Source organism: Streptomyces sp. NC-S4 (assembly GCF_054353315.1).
In genome coordinates, this window is record NZ_CM135937.1 from 7424995 (window position 1) to 7441707 (window position 16713).

The 16713-nt window shown below is 70.9% G+C and carries 17 protein-coding genes and 2 pseudogenes; 8 read left to right on the top strand and 11 right to left on the bottom strand.

Annotation, left to right across the window (positions count from 1 at the left end; genetic code table 11):
- Positions 1-110: 110 nt before the first annotated feature.
- The 6 genes from ACXNSR_RS33210 to ACXNSR_RS33235 all read right to left on the bottom strand — a co-directional run bounded on the left by ACXNSR_RS33210 (position 111) and on the right by ACXNSR_RS33235 (position 4402).
- Positions 111-761: a hypothetical protein gene (locus ACXNSR_RS33210; RefSeq protein ID WP_458639048.1), complete on the bottom strand. Its 651-nt coding sequence runs from the start codon at positions 759-761 to the stop codon at positions 111-113.
- Complete coding sequence (locus tag ACXNSR_RS33215; RefSeq protein WP_458639049.1) at positions 758-1267, bottom strand: DUF6114 domain-containing protein; 510 nt, start codon at positions 1265-1267, stop codon at positions 758-760. Before ACXNSR_RS33215 ends, ACXNSR_RS33210 begins: the two co-directional genes overlap by 4 nt.
- Positions 1258-1890, bottom strand: coding sequence for a DUF6230 family protein (locus ACXNSR_RS33220; RefSeq protein WP_458639050.1), 633 nt, complete (start codon positions 1888-1890; stop codon positions 1258-1260). Before ACXNSR_RS33220 ends, ACXNSR_RS33215 begins: the two co-directional genes overlap by 10 nt.
- A 107-nt stretch (positions 1891-1997) precedes the next feature.
- The gene (locus ACXNSR_RS33225) at positions 1998-2759 is read right to left on the bottom strand and encodes a MerR family transcriptional regulator (protein ID WP_458639051.1); all 762 of its coding nucleotides are present in this window, start codon (positions 2757-2759) and stop codon (positions 1998-2000) included.
- Positions 2760-2787: 28 nt separating this feature from the next.
- Positions 2788-3990, bottom strand: coding sequence for a methyltransferase (locus ACXNSR_RS33230; RefSeq protein ID WP_458639052.1), 1203 nt, complete (start codon positions 3988-3990; stop codon positions 2788-2790).
- Between the two features lie 61 nt (positions 3991-4051).
- Positions 4052-4402, bottom strand: coding sequence for a tetratricopeptide repeat protein (locus tag ACXNSR_RS33235; protein ID WP_458639053.1), 351 nt, complete (start codon positions 4400-4402; stop codon positions 4052-4054).
- 105 nt (positions 4403-4507) lie between these two features.
- Here ACXNSR_RS33235 and ACXNSR_RS33240 point away from each other — a divergent pair, with 105 nt between their 5' ends.
- Positions 4508-5473 (top strand): pirin family protein, encoded by a 966-nt coding sequence (locus ACXNSR_RS33240; protein WP_458639054.1) that lies wholly within the window; start codon positions 4508-4510, stop codon positions 5471-5473.
- A gap of 422 nt (positions 5474-5895) precedes the next feature.
- Here ACXNSR_RS33240 and ACXNSR_RS33245 read toward each other — a convergent pair whose 3' ends face one another.
- The 3 genes from ACXNSR_RS33245 to ACXNSR_RS33255 are packed head-to-tail and all read right to left on the bottom strand — an operon-like array spanning position 5896 to position 7780.
- Positions 5896-6684 (bottom strand): hypothetical protein, encoded by a 789-nt coding sequence (locus ACXNSR_RS33245; RefSeq protein WP_458639055.1) that lies wholly within the window; start codon positions 6682-6684, stop codon positions 5896-5898.
- The gene (locus tag ACXNSR_RS33250) at positions 6681-7298 is read right to left on the bottom strand and encodes a hypothetical protein (RefSeq protein ID WP_458639056.1); all 618 of its coding nucleotides are present in this window, start codon (positions 7296-7298) and stop codon (positions 6681-6683) included. The genes ACXNSR_RS33245 and ACXNSR_RS33250 overlap by 4 nt, the downstream gene beginning before the upstream one ends.
- A 35-nt stretch (positions 7299-7333) precedes the next feature.
- Complete coding sequence (locus ACXNSR_RS33255) at positions 7334-7780, bottom strand: OsmC family protein (protein ID WP_458639057.1); 447 nt, start codon at positions 7778-7780, stop codon at positions 7334-7336.
- A 190-nt stretch (positions 7781-7970) separates the two neighbouring features.
- Here ACXNSR_RS33255 and ACXNSR_RS33260 point away from each other — a divergent pair, with 190 nt between their 5' ends.
- Positions 7971-8954, top strand: coding sequence for a universal stress protein (locus ACXNSR_RS33260; RefSeq protein ID WP_458639058.1), 984 nt, complete (start codon positions 7971-7973; stop codon positions 8952-8954).
- Here the strand turns inward: ACXNSR_RS33260 and ACXNSR_RS33265 are convergent.
- Positions 8875-9930: a 1-phosphofructokinase family hexose kinase gene (locus ACXNSR_RS33265; RefSeq protein ID WP_458639059.1), complete on the bottom strand. Its 1056-nt coding sequence runs from the start codon at positions 9928-9930 to the stop codon at positions 8875-8877. The genes ACXNSR_RS33260 and ACXNSR_RS33265 overlap by 80 nt on opposite strands.
- Positions 9931-11021: 1091 nt before the next feature.
- On the opposite strand from ACXNSR_RS33265, the gene ACXNSR_RS33270 reads away from it, so the two are divergent.
- From ACXNSR_RS33270 to ACXNSR_RS33295, 6 genes and pseudogenes are all read left to right on the top strand, one after another.
- Positions 11022-11930, top strand: a complete 909-nt coding sequence (locus ACXNSR_RS33270) for a universal stress protein (RefSeq protein WP_458639060.1) — start codon at positions 11022-11024, stop codon at positions 11928-11930.
- Positions 11927-12784, top strand: a complete 858-nt coding sequence (locus ACXNSR_RS33275; RefSeq protein WP_458639061.1) for a universal stress protein — start codon at positions 11927-11929, stop codon at positions 12782-12784. The genes ACXNSR_RS33270 and ACXNSR_RS33275 overlap by 4 nt, the downstream gene beginning before the upstream one ends.
- Positions 12785-12791: 7 nt before the next feature.
- Complete coding sequence (locus ACXNSR_RS33280) at positions 12792-15368, top strand: cation-translocating P-type ATPase (RefSeq protein ID WP_458639062.1); 2577 nt, start codon at positions 12792-12794, stop codon at positions 15366-15368.
- Between the two features lie 29 nt (positions 15369-15397).
- A pseudogene (locus tag ACXNSR_RS33285) lies at positions 15398-15601 on the top strand (DUF1918 domain-containing protein); the annotation flags it as partial.
- Positions 15602-15684: 83 nt separating this feature from the next.
- Positions 15685-15906, top strand: a pseudogene (locus tag ACXNSR_RS33290) (histidine kinase); the annotation flags it as partial.
- A 41-nt stretch (positions 15907-15947) separates the two neighbouring features.
- Positions 15948-16106, top strand: a complete 159-nt coding sequence (locus ACXNSR_RS33295; protein ID WP_458643586.1) for a hypothetical protein — start codon at positions 15948-15950, stop codon at positions 16104-16106.
- A gap of 61 nt (positions 16107-16167) precedes the next feature.
- On the opposite strand, the gene ACXNSR_RS33300 is transcribed toward ACXNSR_RS33295, so the two are convergent.
- Positions 16168-16632 (bottom strand): Crp/Fnr family transcriptional regulator, encoded by a 465-nt coding sequence (locus ACXNSR_RS33300; protein WP_030648648.1) that lies wholly within the window; start codon positions 16630-16632, stop codon positions 16168-16170.
- Positions 16633-16713: the final 81 nt, after the last annotated feature.

The following is a 16713-nucleotide window of genomic DNA, read 5'->3' on the forward strand; positions in this document are numbered from 1 at the left end:
CGGTGACGGCAACGCATTTTCCGCGCGGGGGCGGACGGGATCCGCCCGGCACCGGACGTACCGGGGCCGGGCGGGCTCTTGCGGGACCTGCGGCCGGGGACCGGCGGAGGTCAGGGGCCGACGGTGATCTGCTGCGCCGGGTCGGTGGTGTCGGTCACCTTGTAGACCGCGTTGAAGACGGACGTGGTCGCGCTCGTCGGGCAGCCGAACCCGCCGGTGACGGTGACGGGAACCGAGACGTTCGTGAAGGTCAGCGTCGACGGAGCGCCGTTGGCCCAGGTGCCGCCGACGTTCGCCGGAGCGGTGGGGGCGGCGGTGACCGTACAGGAGGCGAGCCCGCTCGTCTGGACCACCAGACCGCCGACCGGCAGACCCATGGTGGCGGTGATCGGGGCGCCGTTCTGCATCGACACCGACCAGGCTCCGCTGGTGGTGACCGTGGGGGTCACTCCCCACGTGCTGGAGGTGCACGAGCTGTACGTGGGCGCGGAGATCGGCGAGGACACGGGCCCGGCCGGGTTGCTGTTGCCGGGGGCGCCCGGCACGCTGCCGGTGGCGACGGAGACCGTGCAGGTCACGGTGACCGAACCGGCCTTGAGGGTGGCCTTCCCGCTGAGGGTGGCCTTGAACGCGTGCCCGGCCGGGGTGACGGTGGTCGACCCGGCCAGGGGTAAGGGTGCGGCGGAGGCGGTGACCGAGGCCAGCGTGATGGCTCCGGCGACGGCCGTGCCGAGGGCGAGCGCGGTGCGCGTGCGGCTCATGGCTGTGCTCCTTGGGGATCGTGGTGCGGGGTGGGGGGAGGGGGTGCGGCCACGGCGGACTCCGCGGTCCCGGCTTCGTCGGGCCCGTCGGGCCCGTCGGCCACGTCGGCCACGTCGGCCCCGTCGGGCTTCCCGGCCTTACCGGCACGCCGGGCGGCGTCCGGCTGCCAGGCGAACATCAGGCCGCCGCCGAGGATGCCGAGCAGGGTGCCGACCAGGAACCCGCCGAGGTTCGACAGGACCAGGGCGGCAGTGGCGATCAGGGTGGTGAGGACACCCGCGAGGGAACGCTGAGAGGGAGAGAACCAGGCGGCGAGCCCGAGGACGATCATCACGATGCCCATCAGGACCGACGGGATCCCCGCCACGCCCTGCTGGAGCATGATCTTCAGCGGTGCCAGCGGCAGGACGCAGATCCACGCCCCGGCCAGGACCGCGAACAGGCCGCCCCAGAAGGGCCTGCTGCGCCGCCAGTGCCGCCAGCGCCGCAGCAGGTTCAGAAGCATTCCTTCTTGCCCTTGCTGACGTTCATGCTGAGCCCGGAGAGCTTGAAGGTGCCGGCGTTCGTCGCCCACGCCGTCTGCTGGAGACCGGTGATGCTGACCGTGTCGGCCTGCTGGGCGAAGAGGTCCTGCATCCCCTGGGCCTCGGCCGGACCCTTGTCGAGGGTGGAGGCGTCGCGCCCGATCTCGATGTTGCTGAAGACGGCGTCGCCCGCGAGCTGGGTCGCGTCGACGAAGAGGTTGCTCGCCTCGACCGGGGCCTTGCGTCCGGCGGTGAGGTTGAGCGAGATGTCCCCGATCACCGGGAGCGAGGTGACCACGGACTGGCACAGGCTGTGGAGCTTGGCCTCCCGGATGGCGGTGACGGCCACGGGGATGAGCTCCTGGCGGGCGTTGACGTCCACGCTGCCGTACTGGGCGAAGCCCTCGCCCTCCAGGCTGCTCGCCGACACCTTGAACTGCTGCCCCGACACGGCGAAGGACGCGGCCAGCACGCCCTGCGCGAGGGCGATGCCGAGGCCGGCGGTCACGGCGACGGCGGGGATGGTCAGGACGGCGAACCGGCGCCAGCGCACGCGCCCGGAGTCGTCGTCGGAGGGGTCGGATAAATGCGGGGAACCGGTCATGAGGTCGTCCCTTATTTCGGCTGTGCACCGTTGTTACCGACGAGTTGAATGTAAGAGTGCCAATGGGGGTTGGCAAGGTTGTGCGAGTGCACCCTTTGAGCCGACTCCTACTGCTCCGTACGCAGCAGTTCGGCGACCTCCGTCTCCACCCGCCGGGCCATCGCCCGCGCGAACTCCATGGCCACCACCTCACCGGCCACCGGGCGCAGAGCCGTCACCGCCGCCGTGATGTGCTGGAGCTGCGTGGCCGAAAGCCGCTCCAGGCCCTCCGGGCCCGCGGCGTCGATCACGTGCCGCCGGAAGAGCCCCACGAACCGGTCGGCGACCGCCGCCGCCTGCGCCTGTACGAACTCCCCGGCGTCCAGGACCTCCGCGAGCGGTACGCCCTGCCGCACCAGCGCCAGCGTCGCCTCCAGCAGCCGTCGGCTCGGGTACGTGACCAGGTCCCCGTCGACCGTCACGTAGCCGAGGTCCGCCGCGCGCCGGGTGTCCGCGGCGGTGGCCGTCGGACCGAACAGCTCCCGCAGTTCGCCGCGGGACAGCGTCACCGGCTCCTCCTGCACCCAGTCCCGGGTCATCTCCCGTTCCAGGCCCAGCAGTTGGGACAGTCCGCCGCCCTGCTCCCAGGCGTTCAGGAGCTCGGCGATGCCGTTGACCGTGTAGCCGCGCCCCAGCAGATCGCTGATCAGCCGCAGCCGGGTCAGGTGGTCGTCGGAGTACCAGGCGATCCGGCCCTCCCGGCGCGGCGGCGGCAGCAGCCCGCGCTCCTGGTAGTAGCGCAGGTTGCGCACCTTGACCCCGGCCGCGCGGGCCACGTCCTCGCGGCGGTAGCGCCTGCCACCGCTCCCGTCCTCCACCTGGCTGCTCACGCGCCAGAGTGTAGGAGCTACCGGCAGGTCACATGGGCCGCGGACGATCCTGCTTGACCGCCCGCAGGACCACGAACTTCGGCTCGCTCGCGACGACTTCGCTGTTGCCGAACAGCCGGCGCAGATGGGTGTGGTAGCCCATGTGCCGGTTGGCGACGATCCACAGCTCGCCGCCCGGCCGCAGCACCTTGCGCGACTGCGCGAACATCCGCAGCGCCGTTGCGTCCGTCGTGGCCTGGTGGGAGTGGAAGGGCGGGTTGCTCAGCACGAGGTCCACCGAGCCGGGGGGAAGCATCGCGACCCCGTCGCCGACGTGGAACTCGGCCGTGCGCCGGCCCTCGCGGATGTTCGCCCGGTAGGTCGCCCGCGCCGAGGCGACCGCCTGGTACGACTCGTCGGTGAACACGACCTCGGCGTCCGGGTCGTGGACCTGGACGGCCGTGCCGACGACGCCGTTCCCGCAGCCCAGGTCCACGACCCGGGCACCGTCGGTGTTGGTGGGCAGGTTCTGCAGGAAGAAGCGGGTGCCGATGTCGAGCCGGTCGGCACAGAAGATCCCGGCGTGGTTGACGACGGACAGGCCGGAGGCCGACCCGGCGTCCTCGTCCACCGTGTACGTCAGCGGCCACGGCCCGGCGGACGCGGGGCGGGTCGCCCCGGGGGTGCCCGGCGTGCAGAAGATCAGCCGGGCCTTCTTCTCCGCGAGCGACGTCCTCGTAGGGCCGAGGATCTTCTCGAAGAGGCGCAGCGTGGAGGTGTGGATCTCCTTGACCATGCCGGTGCCGACGACGACGGTGCCCGCGTGCACGTGCGGGGCCAGCCGGTACAGCTGGTCCTCCAGCAGCGCCAGGCTCTTGGGTACGCGCACCAGCAGGACGTCGATCCGCTCGGGCGGCGGGTCCTGGGTGGTCAGCAGGGTCACCGTCGACTTGGACGTCCCGATGCCGGCCCGGTCCAGGTTCGCGGCGGTGGCGGCGCGGGTGAGGGCGGAGTCGGTGATCTGCGTCGGGTGGTACGCGGCGAGCGCCGTCGTCAGCGTTCCCCAGCGGTCCCCGAGCACGACGACCCGGCCGGCGGCGGCCAGGTCCACCGGCCCGCGTTCCCCGGTACCGGAGTCGAGGTGGCGCAGCAGGTACTCGTCGGCGGCGTCCCAGGCGCGGAGCCGGTCGCGCGGGTCCTCGGGGAAGCGGGTGAGCTCGTAGGAGCCGAAGGGTGTGGTGAGGCGGTTCATATGGGCCCCAGGCTATCGGAGCCGGAGCCCCGACCCCGCATGCGCGGGGCCGGGCGGCGCGCTACTCGGGGAACTCGCCGGCCATCGCGGCCGCCATCCGCAGGTAGGGCCGGGCCTCGGTGGCCCGGCCGAGGCGCTCCAGGGTGCGACCGAGCATCAGCTGTGCGTAGTCCTCCACCGGCCAGCGCTCCAGGACGGCGCGCAGCTCGCGCTCGGCGCGGGAGAGCTGGGCGGAGTGGTAGTAGGCGCGCGCCAGCAGCAGCCGGGGCGCCAGCTGCTCGGCGGCCTCGCCCGCCAGAGTCTCCAGGATGCGGGCGGCCGTCGCGTACTCCTTCGCGTCGAAGAAAAGCTGGGCGCGCGCCCAGCGCTCGGCTGCCGTCCCGTGCTCGAAGTACGTCGTCGGCGCGCTCATCGTGTCCCTTCCATCGTTCGGGTGATCTGTCCGCTGCCTCCAACACGCCTCGGCCGTGGAACATTCCGCCCTCCGCCGCCGCCCTCTCGGGGCTAGGTTGTCCACATGAGCAATCTCGATCGCCAGCCCGCTCTCTCCGCGTGCGGCGGCCGCGGCTTCGTCGTGGCCGAACCGGTGCGCGAGCTCCTCAGCCCGCGCACGGTCAAGCTCGGAGAGTCCACCGAGGTCCGCAGGCTCCTGCCCAACCTGGGCCGCCGCATGGTGGGCGCCTGGTGCTTCGTGGACCACTACGGCCCGGACGACATCGCCGACGAGCCCGGCATGCAGGTCGCGCCGCACCCGCACGCGGGGCTCCAGACGGTGAGCTGGCTGCACGAGGGCGAGGTGCTGCACCGCGACAGCGTCGGCAGCCTGGAGACGATCCGGCCCCGGGAGCTGGGCCTGATGACCTCCGGCCGCGGCATCAGCCACTCGGAGGAGAGCCCCCGCCCGCACGCCCGCTTCCTGCACGGCGCCCAGCTGTGGGTGGCCCTGCCGGACGCCCATCGCAACGTGGAACCGCACTTCCAGCACCACGCGGACCTCCCGCGGGTGACGGCCCAGGGACTGACGGCGACGGTCATCCTGGGCACCCTGGACACCGCGACCTCGCCCGGGACGGCGTACACCCCCATCGTCGGCGCGGACCTCGCCCTCGCGGCCGGCACGGAGACCCGCCTCCCCGTCGACCCCGACTTCGAGTACGCGGTCCTGTCGATGTCGGGCGAGGCCCACGTGGACGGCGTCCCGGTCCTCCCGGGCTCGATGCTCTACCTCGGCTGCGGCCGCACCGAACTCCCCCTGCGGGCGACCTCGGACGCCTCCCTGATGCTCCTGGGCGGCGAGCCGTTCGAGGAGGAGATCGTGATGTTCTGGAACTGGATCGGACGGTCACACGATGATATCGCGCAGGCCCGAGAAGACTGGATGAACGGGTCGCGGTTCGGTGAGGTCAAGGGCTACGACGGCCCTCCGATTCCCTCCCCGGAACTGCCTCCGACGCACCTGAAGCCCAGGGGAAGGGTTCGTTGACCTGCTGCTTTATGCGGATGGGGGCTGGGGGTGGCACTCGCACCCAGCCCTCCGCTTCTCCTGATGGAAGAGAGGCTCCCGGGCATGGTCCGACAGCCCCCGGTGCCGGTGGTCGAGTCTCATCTGTCGCAGGCTGTAATCAGCTTTGCTCAGACGAATGCTGACCTTTTGCTGACTTTACTGACTAGTAGTTAGATTCGCTCGGGGGATGTGTCGAGTCCAGATGTCCGCAGTGGGCAGCGGGAGCTGCCCACTGCGGACACCGGCGCCTGGGACCTGGCCGGCGGAGCAGCCCAGGCGTGCGATCCTTCGCCGGAGTGTGTGCGTGGCCACGCAGCAGGCATTGTGGACAGGTGACAACAGCCTTGCCGGAACGCCCCGACCGCCAGGCGGCCGCGGAACACCGCACGGGCGCGCGAGACTTACGGCTCGGGGGCGACCGGACGTTCCAGGGGAGTGCCCTCTTTGAGGAATCGGGTGACCGCGTCCATGCGGTCGGAGAACCCGACCGGTGTGTGGTCCGCCAAGAGGTCGAGATGGTCGGCGGGCCACGCCTGGGGGTTGCCCTTCAGCAGTACGAGGCGCTGGTCGAAGGCGTAGTCCGCGCGTTCGATGCGCTGCACGAGGGACAGGGCGTGTTCCAGGCCCTGCTCGGAGCCACCGACGGCCTGGACCAAGACGGTTCGTTTGGGCAGGTTGATGCGGGCGGTGGGGCGTACCTTGGCGCCGCGGGGGAGCTCTACGGTGGGGCGGCGGTCGTAGGAGATGCGGACAACGTCGAGGTACGCGTAGAGCTGACGTACGAGCCTGCTGTCCCGGTCGGGAGCTGCGAGCCATCGCAGGCCGTCGGTGGTCAGCATGGCGCTGCTGATGTCGGATACGAGCGTTGCCGCCTGTTCCAGAGGCCGACGGCCGACGATTCGTCCGTCGACCTCGCTGAGGTGGAACGCGTTGAGTGTCTCGTTCCAGGCGTTCGCCGCCCGAGTCGTTCCCCAGACGTCTACTCCGGCATCGGCCAGGCGGGTCACCATGGAGCCTCCGTCGCTGGCCAGTGCGTCGTCTCCTGACACCCGCAGGAGGACGGTGACTCCGTCCCCATCGGCGAAGTACGAGCGTCCTGTGAGTGCAACGGTTCCCGGGCGACCTGCCGGTGTGATGTGCCAGCAGCGCAAGTCCTCTGCCAGGCGCGGGTCGAGGGGAGAGGTGCTCATGGGTACTCCTCGAATCCCTCTAGCGTCGGGGTCGGTATCGGCGGCGCGGGCGGAACCCAAACGTAGCCCGCGGAGATGCCCATCTTGCATTCCAGGACGAAGTCCCTGACTACGCGGTCGTACTCTTCGTCCATAGAGGTGAGGGTCGCGTCGGCGATCGGGTCCGGCGCGTGGCGGATATCGTCGGGGGCATAGACGTCCTTGTTGCCTCGCCGCTCACTCCACTTGTGTTTGTGTGTGCGATTGATGAAGCGCTCGCCCGTTTCGCGGTCGAGGTGTGTACCTCGTACATCGAGGCGGCGCAGGATCGTGCCGCTTCCGGGGTGGAGCAGCATCAGGCTGTACTCCCACGGCTTGTCCAGCCCTATTCGGAAGCGCAGGTCGAGACGGCAGGAGAGATCGGTCTGGACGGGTGTGCTGGCCTCGACGTGAAAGGGGGAGGACAGGCGACGTGGCGCATTCTTCTGCTTCCACCGGAACGGCAGGTGGAGAGCGCCTCCGACCTTGCCCCCGAGGATTTTTTCCGCCAGGGCGTCGATCATCACCTCGCAGGGCCCATCCATCCCCCTCAGCGTCGAGGTGACGAACATAGCCCCGGTAACCGCGTGATTCATAGGGCAGAGGATCAGCGTCTTGCGCCGAGCGGCGGCTACGACGCGAGGTCGATCCCGATCTCCGGCGGCTGCTGGAGCGTGTTGTGGACGGTGCAGTGCGAGGCGACGGCGAGAAGAGCTTCGCGCCGCGTTTCGGGCATCTGCGGGGGCGGCTCGATCACCAGGCGCACCGCGGCCACCCGGGCGGGTCGGTCGGTGGCCATGGCGAACTCTGCCCGCACGGCCAGGCCGTCGCTCGACAGACCGTGGCGGAGCAGGTAGCGCCCCGCGTAAAAGGCGACGCACGTGGCCAAGGAGGCCGCGAACAGTTCGGTCGGCGTGGGCGCGGTGTCCGTGCCGCCCGCGTCCGTGGGCTGGTCGACACGGAAGCTGTGGCCGCGCACGTCGACCACATAGACATCGCCGTCGACGTGGGCGACATCGAGCCGGTGGGCAGCCTCCGGCAGCCGAGTACCAGACCTTCCCGGTGCAGTGTCGGTCATGGCCGTACCTCCGGATCCGGTGGGTGCTGCCACTGTGGGCGATCCGTCGGCCTCGGGCATGGGTCTTTCGGGCAGCTCTTCGGCCCAGTCGGCCCCTCACGCCACCGAAGTCGGAGCGCGAAGCTGGAGACCGCGCTCGCTCGGACGCTTCCGGTCGTTCCGGGCCGACGTGTCTGGGAGGAGGTACGAAATGACGGTTCAGGTCACAGCGGGTCTGGACGGATCCTCCGAGAGCTTCGCAGCGGCCGCCTGGGCCGCGCGCGAGGCCGTACGGCGCGAGGCCCCTCTGCACGTGGTCCATGTGGAGGAGTGGCCGGTCGCGCCCGCGATTCCCTACCCGATCACCGCCTACGGTGCGGAGCGGTCCACGGGACTGCTCCGCGACACGGCCGAGCAATTGCGCAAGGACCACCCGGGGCTGGAGGTTACGACCGAAGAGGTGCGTGGGCGCGTCGGCTCCCTGCTGAGTGCGGCCGCCGACGAGTCGGATCTCATGGTGCTCGGCTCCCGCGGGCTCGGAGGACTCGTGGGGTTCCTGGCCGGGTCTGTTTCTCTGGCCGTCGTTCGCCGCTCCCACCGGCCGGTCGTGCTCGTACGCGCAGACCGGGCGGACGCCCCGGCCGCGGGAGAGGTGCCCGGACCGGCTGTCGGCGAGATCGTCGTGGGCGCCGACCTCCGACACCCGAACACGCCCGTGCTCGCCTTCGCGTTCCTGGAGGCGGCGCGTCGGGGCGTGAGGGTTCGCGTCGTGCACGGCTGGACTCTGCCCGGTCCGTCCGTGTACGCGATGGTGGCCGATCCGGGCATTGGCGAGACGGTCGGTGGCCACGTCGCATCTGCTCTGGCAGAACTGGTCCGGCCCTTGCGCAGGAGCTACCCGGACGTCCAAGTTGTCGAGGAAGCCGTCATCGGAGCGGCCGCAGTCCAGCTCGTGGACGCCTCGGAGGGCGCGGAACTCGTGGTGGTCGGGCGCCGCAGGCACCCGGCGCCGATGGGGCCCCACATCGGTCACGTGCCGCACCGGTCGCCGTCGTGCCCTTCGGCTAGTCCCGAGATCCGGCGACGAGGGACAGGCAGGTGCGGCGAGACCCTGTTCAGCCGCGGCGGGCGGTCCGCACCTGTGGGCGGAGGGACCGGGCCACCTCCACGTCGAACGGTTCGGTGCCGGGGGTGAGCATCGCCGCGGCGGCCGTGGCCACCCCCAGCGCGCAGGCGCTGACGGGGTCCTCGCCGGCGGCCAGCCGCGTGGTGAGGGCAGCGACCATGCTGTCTCCCGCTCCGGCGTCGCTCAGGGGCTCACCGGGCAGCGGCGGTGCGTGGAGTTCGGTGTGGCCGTGCACGGTCGAGCACAGCGCGCCCAGCGCTCCGAGGGTGGTGACGGCGATCTCGGCGGCCCCCGTGGTGAGAAGGCGTTCGTTGAGGGCTCGGGCGTCGTCGAAGCCGCTGACGGGGTGGCCGGTCAGGCTCTCGGCCTCGGTTCGGTTGCACCTGAACAGGAACACGCCCTCGGCGAGCGCTGCCGGGAGCGCCGGCCCGGAGGTGTCGAGGATCAGCCGGGATCCGGCTCTCCTGACCCGGCGGGCGACGGTCGCGTAGAAGTCGTCCGGCAGTCCGGCGGGCAGGCTGCCGCTGGCGACGACGTACGAGGGACTGCCGGCCACGAACCGCTCCAGCACCTCCAGGCACCGCTCTCCCTCGCGCCGGTGCAGGCGCGGGCCGGGCGGCACGATGTGGAAACTGCGGTGCGATTGCGTTTCGAAGAGCACGAGTGCTTCGCGGGTTTCGTCGTCGATGTCGACGGCGACGTGGTCGATGCCCTCTTCGTCCAGCAGTCGGTTCAGGCGCAAGCCGACCTCGCCTCCGGCGGTGTGGAAGGCGGTGGCTCGTCCTCCGAGCCGTACGACATGACGGGCGACATTGATCCCTCCGCCCCCGACGGCCACCGACCTGACCCGCGCACGGTTCTTTCCGATGCCCTCCAGGCGATCGACCTCCCAGCAGAGATCGATTGCGGGATTCATCGTCAGGGTGAGGATCGACGGTCCGGAGGCACTCCCCGATCCCCCCGCACCGTCGGTAGTCTCGGCTGTGGAGGGGGACGGAGTCGCGGCCGTACTCATCGCGGTGCCCTGGAGGCCGCGCCGGCCCATACCTCGCGCACCACGTGCTGGGCACGGCCCCGCTCACCGCAGCCTGAGGAGACCGGGCCCTGATCCCACGCGCTGAGGTCAATCCCGACCGTGGCCGCGGCCTGGGAGAGCTTCGAGTCCTGACGATCGTGCCGACCGTTGATCGGATGAGGCATTGCCATGCCCGCTGTCCTCTCGCGCTGGCTGCCGGAGGCCGTTCTCAGCCTGGTGCTGTGGCTGCTCGGGCCTCAAGTACGGTGATCGTGAGGCCACCGGTCGGCCAGGGACGCGCTGCTGTCTTCAGCCCTCACCCCGAGGGGAGTACGGCCCGGCATCTGAACAGGCCGGAACGGCGCATGACGTACCCGTGGCCCACCCGGGAACTGGTCCGTGCGGCCGAAGGTCTCGTTCAGCTCCACTGGCCCGGCGCCGCCCGGGCGAGATCAACGTATTCACCTCCGTGGACAGCGACACGTCCGACCCGGCTCCCATACTGGAACAGTCTGACGTCTCCTGCATTCCGGCTCACGGCTGGGTCTGCTCCTCGGCCGGTAGTTCTAACGGGAACATCGGGTAGCCGGTGACCGCTGCGGCATTCGGGCAAGATCCTGGTGAACTTGGTCGGACCGGTCTGGGGCGAGGCACCCTGGGACCGGGCAGGCAGCTCGGGTGGGCGCAGCGGCCATCGGTCGACTTCGCCATCGACTCGTCGACCTCGCTCTCGCCCTGCTCCACGACCCCGTCCGCGGCGATCTCCGCCCCTGGACGGACAAGCAGTAGGCCCTTGGGGCGAGGTCCGGCAGAGCACGGACGACATCGTCGGCGACGCTGCGGCACGCTTCTCGAACCCGTGGCCGAGCAGGACGAAGGACTCCAGCACGGTGGCGGCCTCGTTAGCGGATTCTCGCCAGCACGCCGATGCCCGCCGGCGAGCGAGGGCCGAACGGTCCCATCCGGGGGCCGGGAAGGCCATGGCCCTCGGGCGGAGCGGCGGCGCGCGGGACGACGGGGACCTTTGGTCCCGATCGCGGTCCTGGGCGGCCCTCGCCCGGGCGCGTCGGCAGTGCCACAGTGAGTGGTGTCTCCCGTGGGCTTATCGGTTGGGAGGAACCGTGGAAAGCACCTTCCGCACCCCGGATACCAGTTCAGTGGTTGTTGGCGTCGACGGCTCGAACGCGGCACGTACGGCCGCCATGTGGGCAGCAGCAGAGGCCGCACGCCGCGACCGCCCCCTGCACATCGTCTACGGGGCCGACACCGACGGCAGGGCCCTCTACCTGTCGGCGGAAACCATTGAACGGGTCCGCGCCAACGGCCGGGAACTCCTGGACGAAACGGCGAAGGCTGTTACCGACCAGTACCCCGGTCTGCGCGTGAGCACGGAGTTCAGCCGAGCCGACGCCGTCAGCACCCTCCACCGGGCCGGCGCCCTGCACGGCACCATCGTGGTGGGCAATCGCGGCGTCGGCGGATTCGACTCGCTCATGCTCGGCTCGGTCGGCCTGGACGTCGCGGCTGCCGCCATGACCCCGGTCGTCATTGTCCGGGGCCTCGACGGGGCCAAGGAGACCGGAACCGTCCTCGCCGCCATCCGTGACGAGCACGACCTCCTGTACGCCCGCTACGCCGCGTGCGAGGCCGTACTGCGCAAGGGATCGCTCCGACTCCTGCACGTCTGGAACATCCTGCAGTCCGTAGGCCTGGTTGTGAGCATGCTCGACGACGTCGACGAGATCGCGGCCACGCACGCAGAAGCCTTGCGTGCCGTCACCGACGCGGTCCGCGACGAGTTCCCCGACCTCGGGGTGCGGGCCGACGCCGAGAAGAGCATCTCCGTGGCCGGCGTCCTGGTCGAGGCTTCCCGCCGCGCCGACCTGCTCGTCATGGGCGGCCGCCGGGTCCCCGGCGCCCTCGGGATTACCCGCAGCCTGGGCAGGGCCACGCACAGCGTCCTGCACCACGCGCACTGCCCCGTCCTCCTCATTCCCCGGATGGGCAGCGACTTCGGGAGCAGGCCATGACCGGCCGCAAGGGCCGAGACATCGTCGTCGGGATCGACCCAGCCAGGGACTGGCATCTGCCCCTCGCCTGGGCCGCCGACGAGGCGCACCGCCGTCGGCTTCCCTTGCGCCTGGTGCTCGCGGTGGCGCCGCAGCACGACACCCACCACGTCGACGACACCCCCGGCCACATGGCCCTGCGACGGGCGGGAGCCGACAGACTCGAGCAGGCCCGCAACTGGGTACACGCCCGTCACCCGGAGGTGGACGTCACCGACGACCTACTCCACGGGTTCCCCGCCCCTGTCCTGGGCAGGGTGGCCAAGGAGGCCCGGCTGGTCGTGCTCGGCTCGCGACACCTGAGCCGCACCGCGGAGTTCTTCAGCGCGGGCTCCATTGTGGTCCCCGTCAGCGCCCAGGCCAGTTGCCCAGTCGTCGTCGTGGGCGAGGGGGAGCACATCAGCCGGCAGCCGCCCTACGTGGTCGTCGGCCTCGACGGAAGCGCATCGGCCACGGCCGCGCTGACATTCGCCTTCGACGAGGCGGACCTGCGCGGAGCGGCGCTCCGGGTCGTCTGCGTGTGGCAACCAGCCCTGTTCATGCCGAACGACGAGGAAGTCGCCCTGCGGGCACAGCGCGCACTGCTTTCCGAGGCCACCGCAGGCCTGTCGGACAAGTACCCCGACGTGCACGTCACCCACGAGGCCATGACGGGCCACCCGGTCGAGGAACTGGCGCGGGCGGCCGAGCACGCCCTGGCCCTGGTGGTAGGCCGCCGGGGTCGCGGCGGATACACCGGAATGCGCCTCGGTTCCGTCGTCCACGGCCTCCTGCACCGTGCGCACTGCCCTGTGATCACCGTGCCGAGCGAATGATGCCGCCATGACCATACGTACGACCACCACGCGGCCTGTCGGCTTCCCGGCGGGACCGGGGCTCACCCAGGCCGAAGCCAAGCGCCGCCTGGCCCGGTACGGCAGGAACGAAGTCGCACCCCCACGGTCCACGCCGCTGCACCGACGGGTGCTGGCCCAACTCCGCGACCCGTTGATCATGGTGCTCCTCGGGGCCATGGTGCTGACCATAGCGATCGGGGACCACCCGGACGCCGTCGTCATCGGCCTGGTGGTCGTCTTCAACACGACCGTGGGAGTGGCGCAGGAAGTCCGGGCGGACCGCGCTGTCGCCGCGCTCTCCGCCCTCTCCGCCCCGCACGCGAGAGTGCTGCGCGACGGCACCCCGCACGAGGTTCCGGCGGCACTGGTGGTGCCGGGTGACGTCCTGCTGCTGGGGGAGGGGGACATCGTCGCCGCAGACGCCGACCTGACCGAGGCATCCGCACTCCTGGTGGACGAATCCATGCTCACGGGCGAATCCGAGCCGGTGGACAAGACGGCGGACGACACGGTCAGCGCAGGCACCGTCGTCGTCCGTGGCCGAGGGTCCGCTACCGCGACCGCCACGGGGCCGGCGAGTGCCCTCGGGCGCATCGCGGCTCTCCTCGACACGGGCCGGGACCTCACCCCGCTCCAGCGTCGCCTCGCATCACTGGGCCGGATCCTGGCGGCCGTCACCATCGCCCTGTGCGTGCTGTTCTTCGCCCTGGGCCTGGCACGCGGCCTCCCGTGGAGCACGATGGCCGTGACCTCCATCAGCCTGGCTGTCGCCGCAGTGCCGGAGTCCCTCCCCGCCGTGGTCACCCTCGCCCTCGCGCTCGGAGCGCGCCGGATGGCAGCCCGCAACGCCCTGGTCCGCCGTCTGCCGGCCGTGGAAACCCTTGGCTCCGTGAGCATCCTGGCCACGGACAAGACGGGCACCCTCACCGAGGGGCGCATGGTGGTCCAGCACCTGTGGACGCCCTCCGGCACCGCAGATGTGACCGGCAGCGGCTACGAGCCGCTGGGAAGCCTGACCCGAGAAGGGCAGCCCCTGGCGGCAGACCAGCTCCGGCCACTGCAGGAACTGCTCACGACGGCGGCCCTGTGCAACGACGCCGGCCTGCGGCCCCCCGGAAAGGGCTCGGACATGTGGACGGCTGTGGGCGATCCGATGGAGGCCGCGCTGCTGGCGGCAGCCGCGAGAGCGGGTTGCCCGGACCAGGCCGCCCTGCACCGGGACTGTCCCCGGTTCGCGGAAGCTCCCTTCGACAGCCTCCGCAAGCGTATGACCACACTGCACCATCTTCCGGACGGAAACGTCCTGGTATGCCTCAAGGGCGCGCCGGAGGCGGTACTGACCGCCGAGGTGCTTGCCGCACCGCAGGAGCTTCTGGACGGGGCCCGCCGTCAGGCCGCTCTTCTGGCCGCGCAAGGCTTTCGGGTCCTGGCCGTGGCAGGAACCGAGCGACTCGTGTGGGACCGGCCGGCTCCCGAGGCCGAGCACGGACTGAGCCTCCTGGGCCTCGTCGCCATCAGTGACCCGCCCAAAGCGTCGGCCGCCACGACCCTGGAAGCATGCCGCGCGGCGGGCATCACCCCCGTCCTGATCACCGGCGACCATCCGGCGACGGCCCGTGCCATCGCCGTGCGTACCGGCCTCGTCGAGGACGGATCCGCCAGTGAGGTCCTCACCGGGCCGGAACTGGCCGCGGCCCCGGACACCGACCTGACCCGGATCCGTGTCTTCGCCCGGACCGACCCGCAGCAGAAGCTGGACATCGTCCGCGCATGGCGCGCCCGGGGCGCCGTAACGGCCATGACCGGGGACGGCGTCAACGACGGCCCCGCCCTCCACCAGGCTGACATCGGTGTGGCCATGGGCGCCCGCGGAACCGAGGTCGCCCGCCAGGCGGCGGACCTCGTGCTCACCGACGACGAGCTGTCCACCGTGGTGAAGGCCGTAGAGGAAGGCCGCCGCGTCTACGACAACATCCGGCGCTTCCTCGTCTACGCCATGGCGGGCGGAGCCGCCGAGATACTGGTGATGCTGGCAGGCCCGGTGCTCGGCCTGGCGTTGCCCCTGCGGGCAGGCCAGATCCTGTGGATCAACCTCCTCACCCACGGGCTGACGGGCGTGGCCATGGGCGCCGAACCCGTCACTCCGCAGGCCATGCGACGCCCACCGCGCCCGCCCGGACAGCACATCCTGGCCGCAGGCGTGTGGCAACGCCTCCTGGTACTCGCCGCAGTCGTGACGACCTTGAGCCTGGCCGCCGGCATCGTCGCACGTGCTATGGACCTGCCCTGGCAGAGCGTGCTCTTCCTGGCCCTGCTCGCGGCCCAGCTCGGAGTGGCCCTGGGCCTGCGCGCCCGACTGCTCACCGCACAGAACCTCTTCCTCCCCGCCTCCGTGGCGGTCTCCGCGCTCCTGGCGACAGCCGCTCTGTACGTGCCCGCACTCCAGTCCCTGCTCGACACCGAGCCCGTGGGCTGGTCCGGTGCGGGGCTCGCCGCCGCGGCCGGTCTCGGGGCGTTCATCGCCGCCCGGATCCTCCGGGGCGCGTTCCACAGAAAGGCATGATCATGAAGACGTACGTACCGGGAACCGGAGTGCACGCCGAGGTGGGCGACCAGATCGTCGTGGGCGGCCCCACCGTCGGAAGGCCAGGCCGCGACGGCGAAGTCATCGCCCTCCATCATGAGGACGGCACCCCGCCCTACGACGTGCGCTGGTCCGACACGGGTCGTACCACCGTGTTCTTCCCCGGCCCGGCCGCCCACGTCCGGCACCTGCATGCCGAGTCGGGCAGGCCCCGCCATACGGAGCAATAGCACCCAGACCGGAAGGGACATCCTGCCGAGACTACCGTGGAGGTGGTCGCCCGGCACGGCCTCCGATGGCCGGAGGGCTCCTCGAAGAGCGCCAAGTCCGCATCGACGAGGTCCGGGGCACTCGCGACCGGCTGAACGGCCTGCTGGAGGCCGTCATGTCGGTCGGCCGTGAGCTCGACCTGCCCCACGTTCTGCACGGTATCGTCGAGGCCGCCGTCGTCCTCGTGGACGCCGAGTACGGCGCACTGGGTGTCAACGGTGACGACTGGAGGCTCGCCGGTTTCGTTTCGGCGCTTCGCCCAAACTGCGCTCCCGCACCGTCCAGGCCGTGGCCGAAGCCGCGGCAGCCCTCGGCTTCGCCCTGGCCCTGCGCATGGAGGGCCACATCGACACGGACGCATCACCCGAAGTCGCGGACGAGATGCCCGCCGTCATCGGGGAGGCCCTGACGAACCACCGCCCGTCACGCCGAGGCCACCCGTTCTGAGGCGTCGATCGTTGCCGCCGACGGTGTCCTCACCGTCACCGTGCCCCCCGTCGGTCGCGGGTCAGAGGAAACTGCCGCTGCCGTAGGGCGCGTACAGATCAAGCAGGCGGATCCGAGCGGCTTGTAGCCGATGGGCGAGGACCTGCCCCACCCAATGGCCCAGGGCCGAGCCGAAGGTGGTATCGGAATCCATCAGGGATCGGACCTCCACCGCGTCGAACTCGTAGGCACGGACCGGTGTCATCGCCTCGGCGCCGAGGCGCCACGTGTAGGGCTTGAACAGCCACGAGCAGCCGACCAGCTCCCCGGCCCCGAGGGTCTCGATGACAGCCGCGCGTCGACCGGGAACGTGCACGTCCAGGGTCACGGTGCCCGACCGGACGATCCAGAACCGGTCCGCACGACCCCCCTCGTGGAAGAGGCGGGTCCCCTCGTCGAGGTTGACCTCGCGGGCGAACTCCATCAAGCGCGAACGGCAGTCGGCCGGCAGCGCGGCATTGATGCGGATGGGAGAAGGAGTGCTCATGAACGGCCTCCTGATTCGGGTCCATATCCAGTCTTGGCGAGTGTGTCTGCCCGGGGTATGGGTCCTGTGGGCCCATGCAGG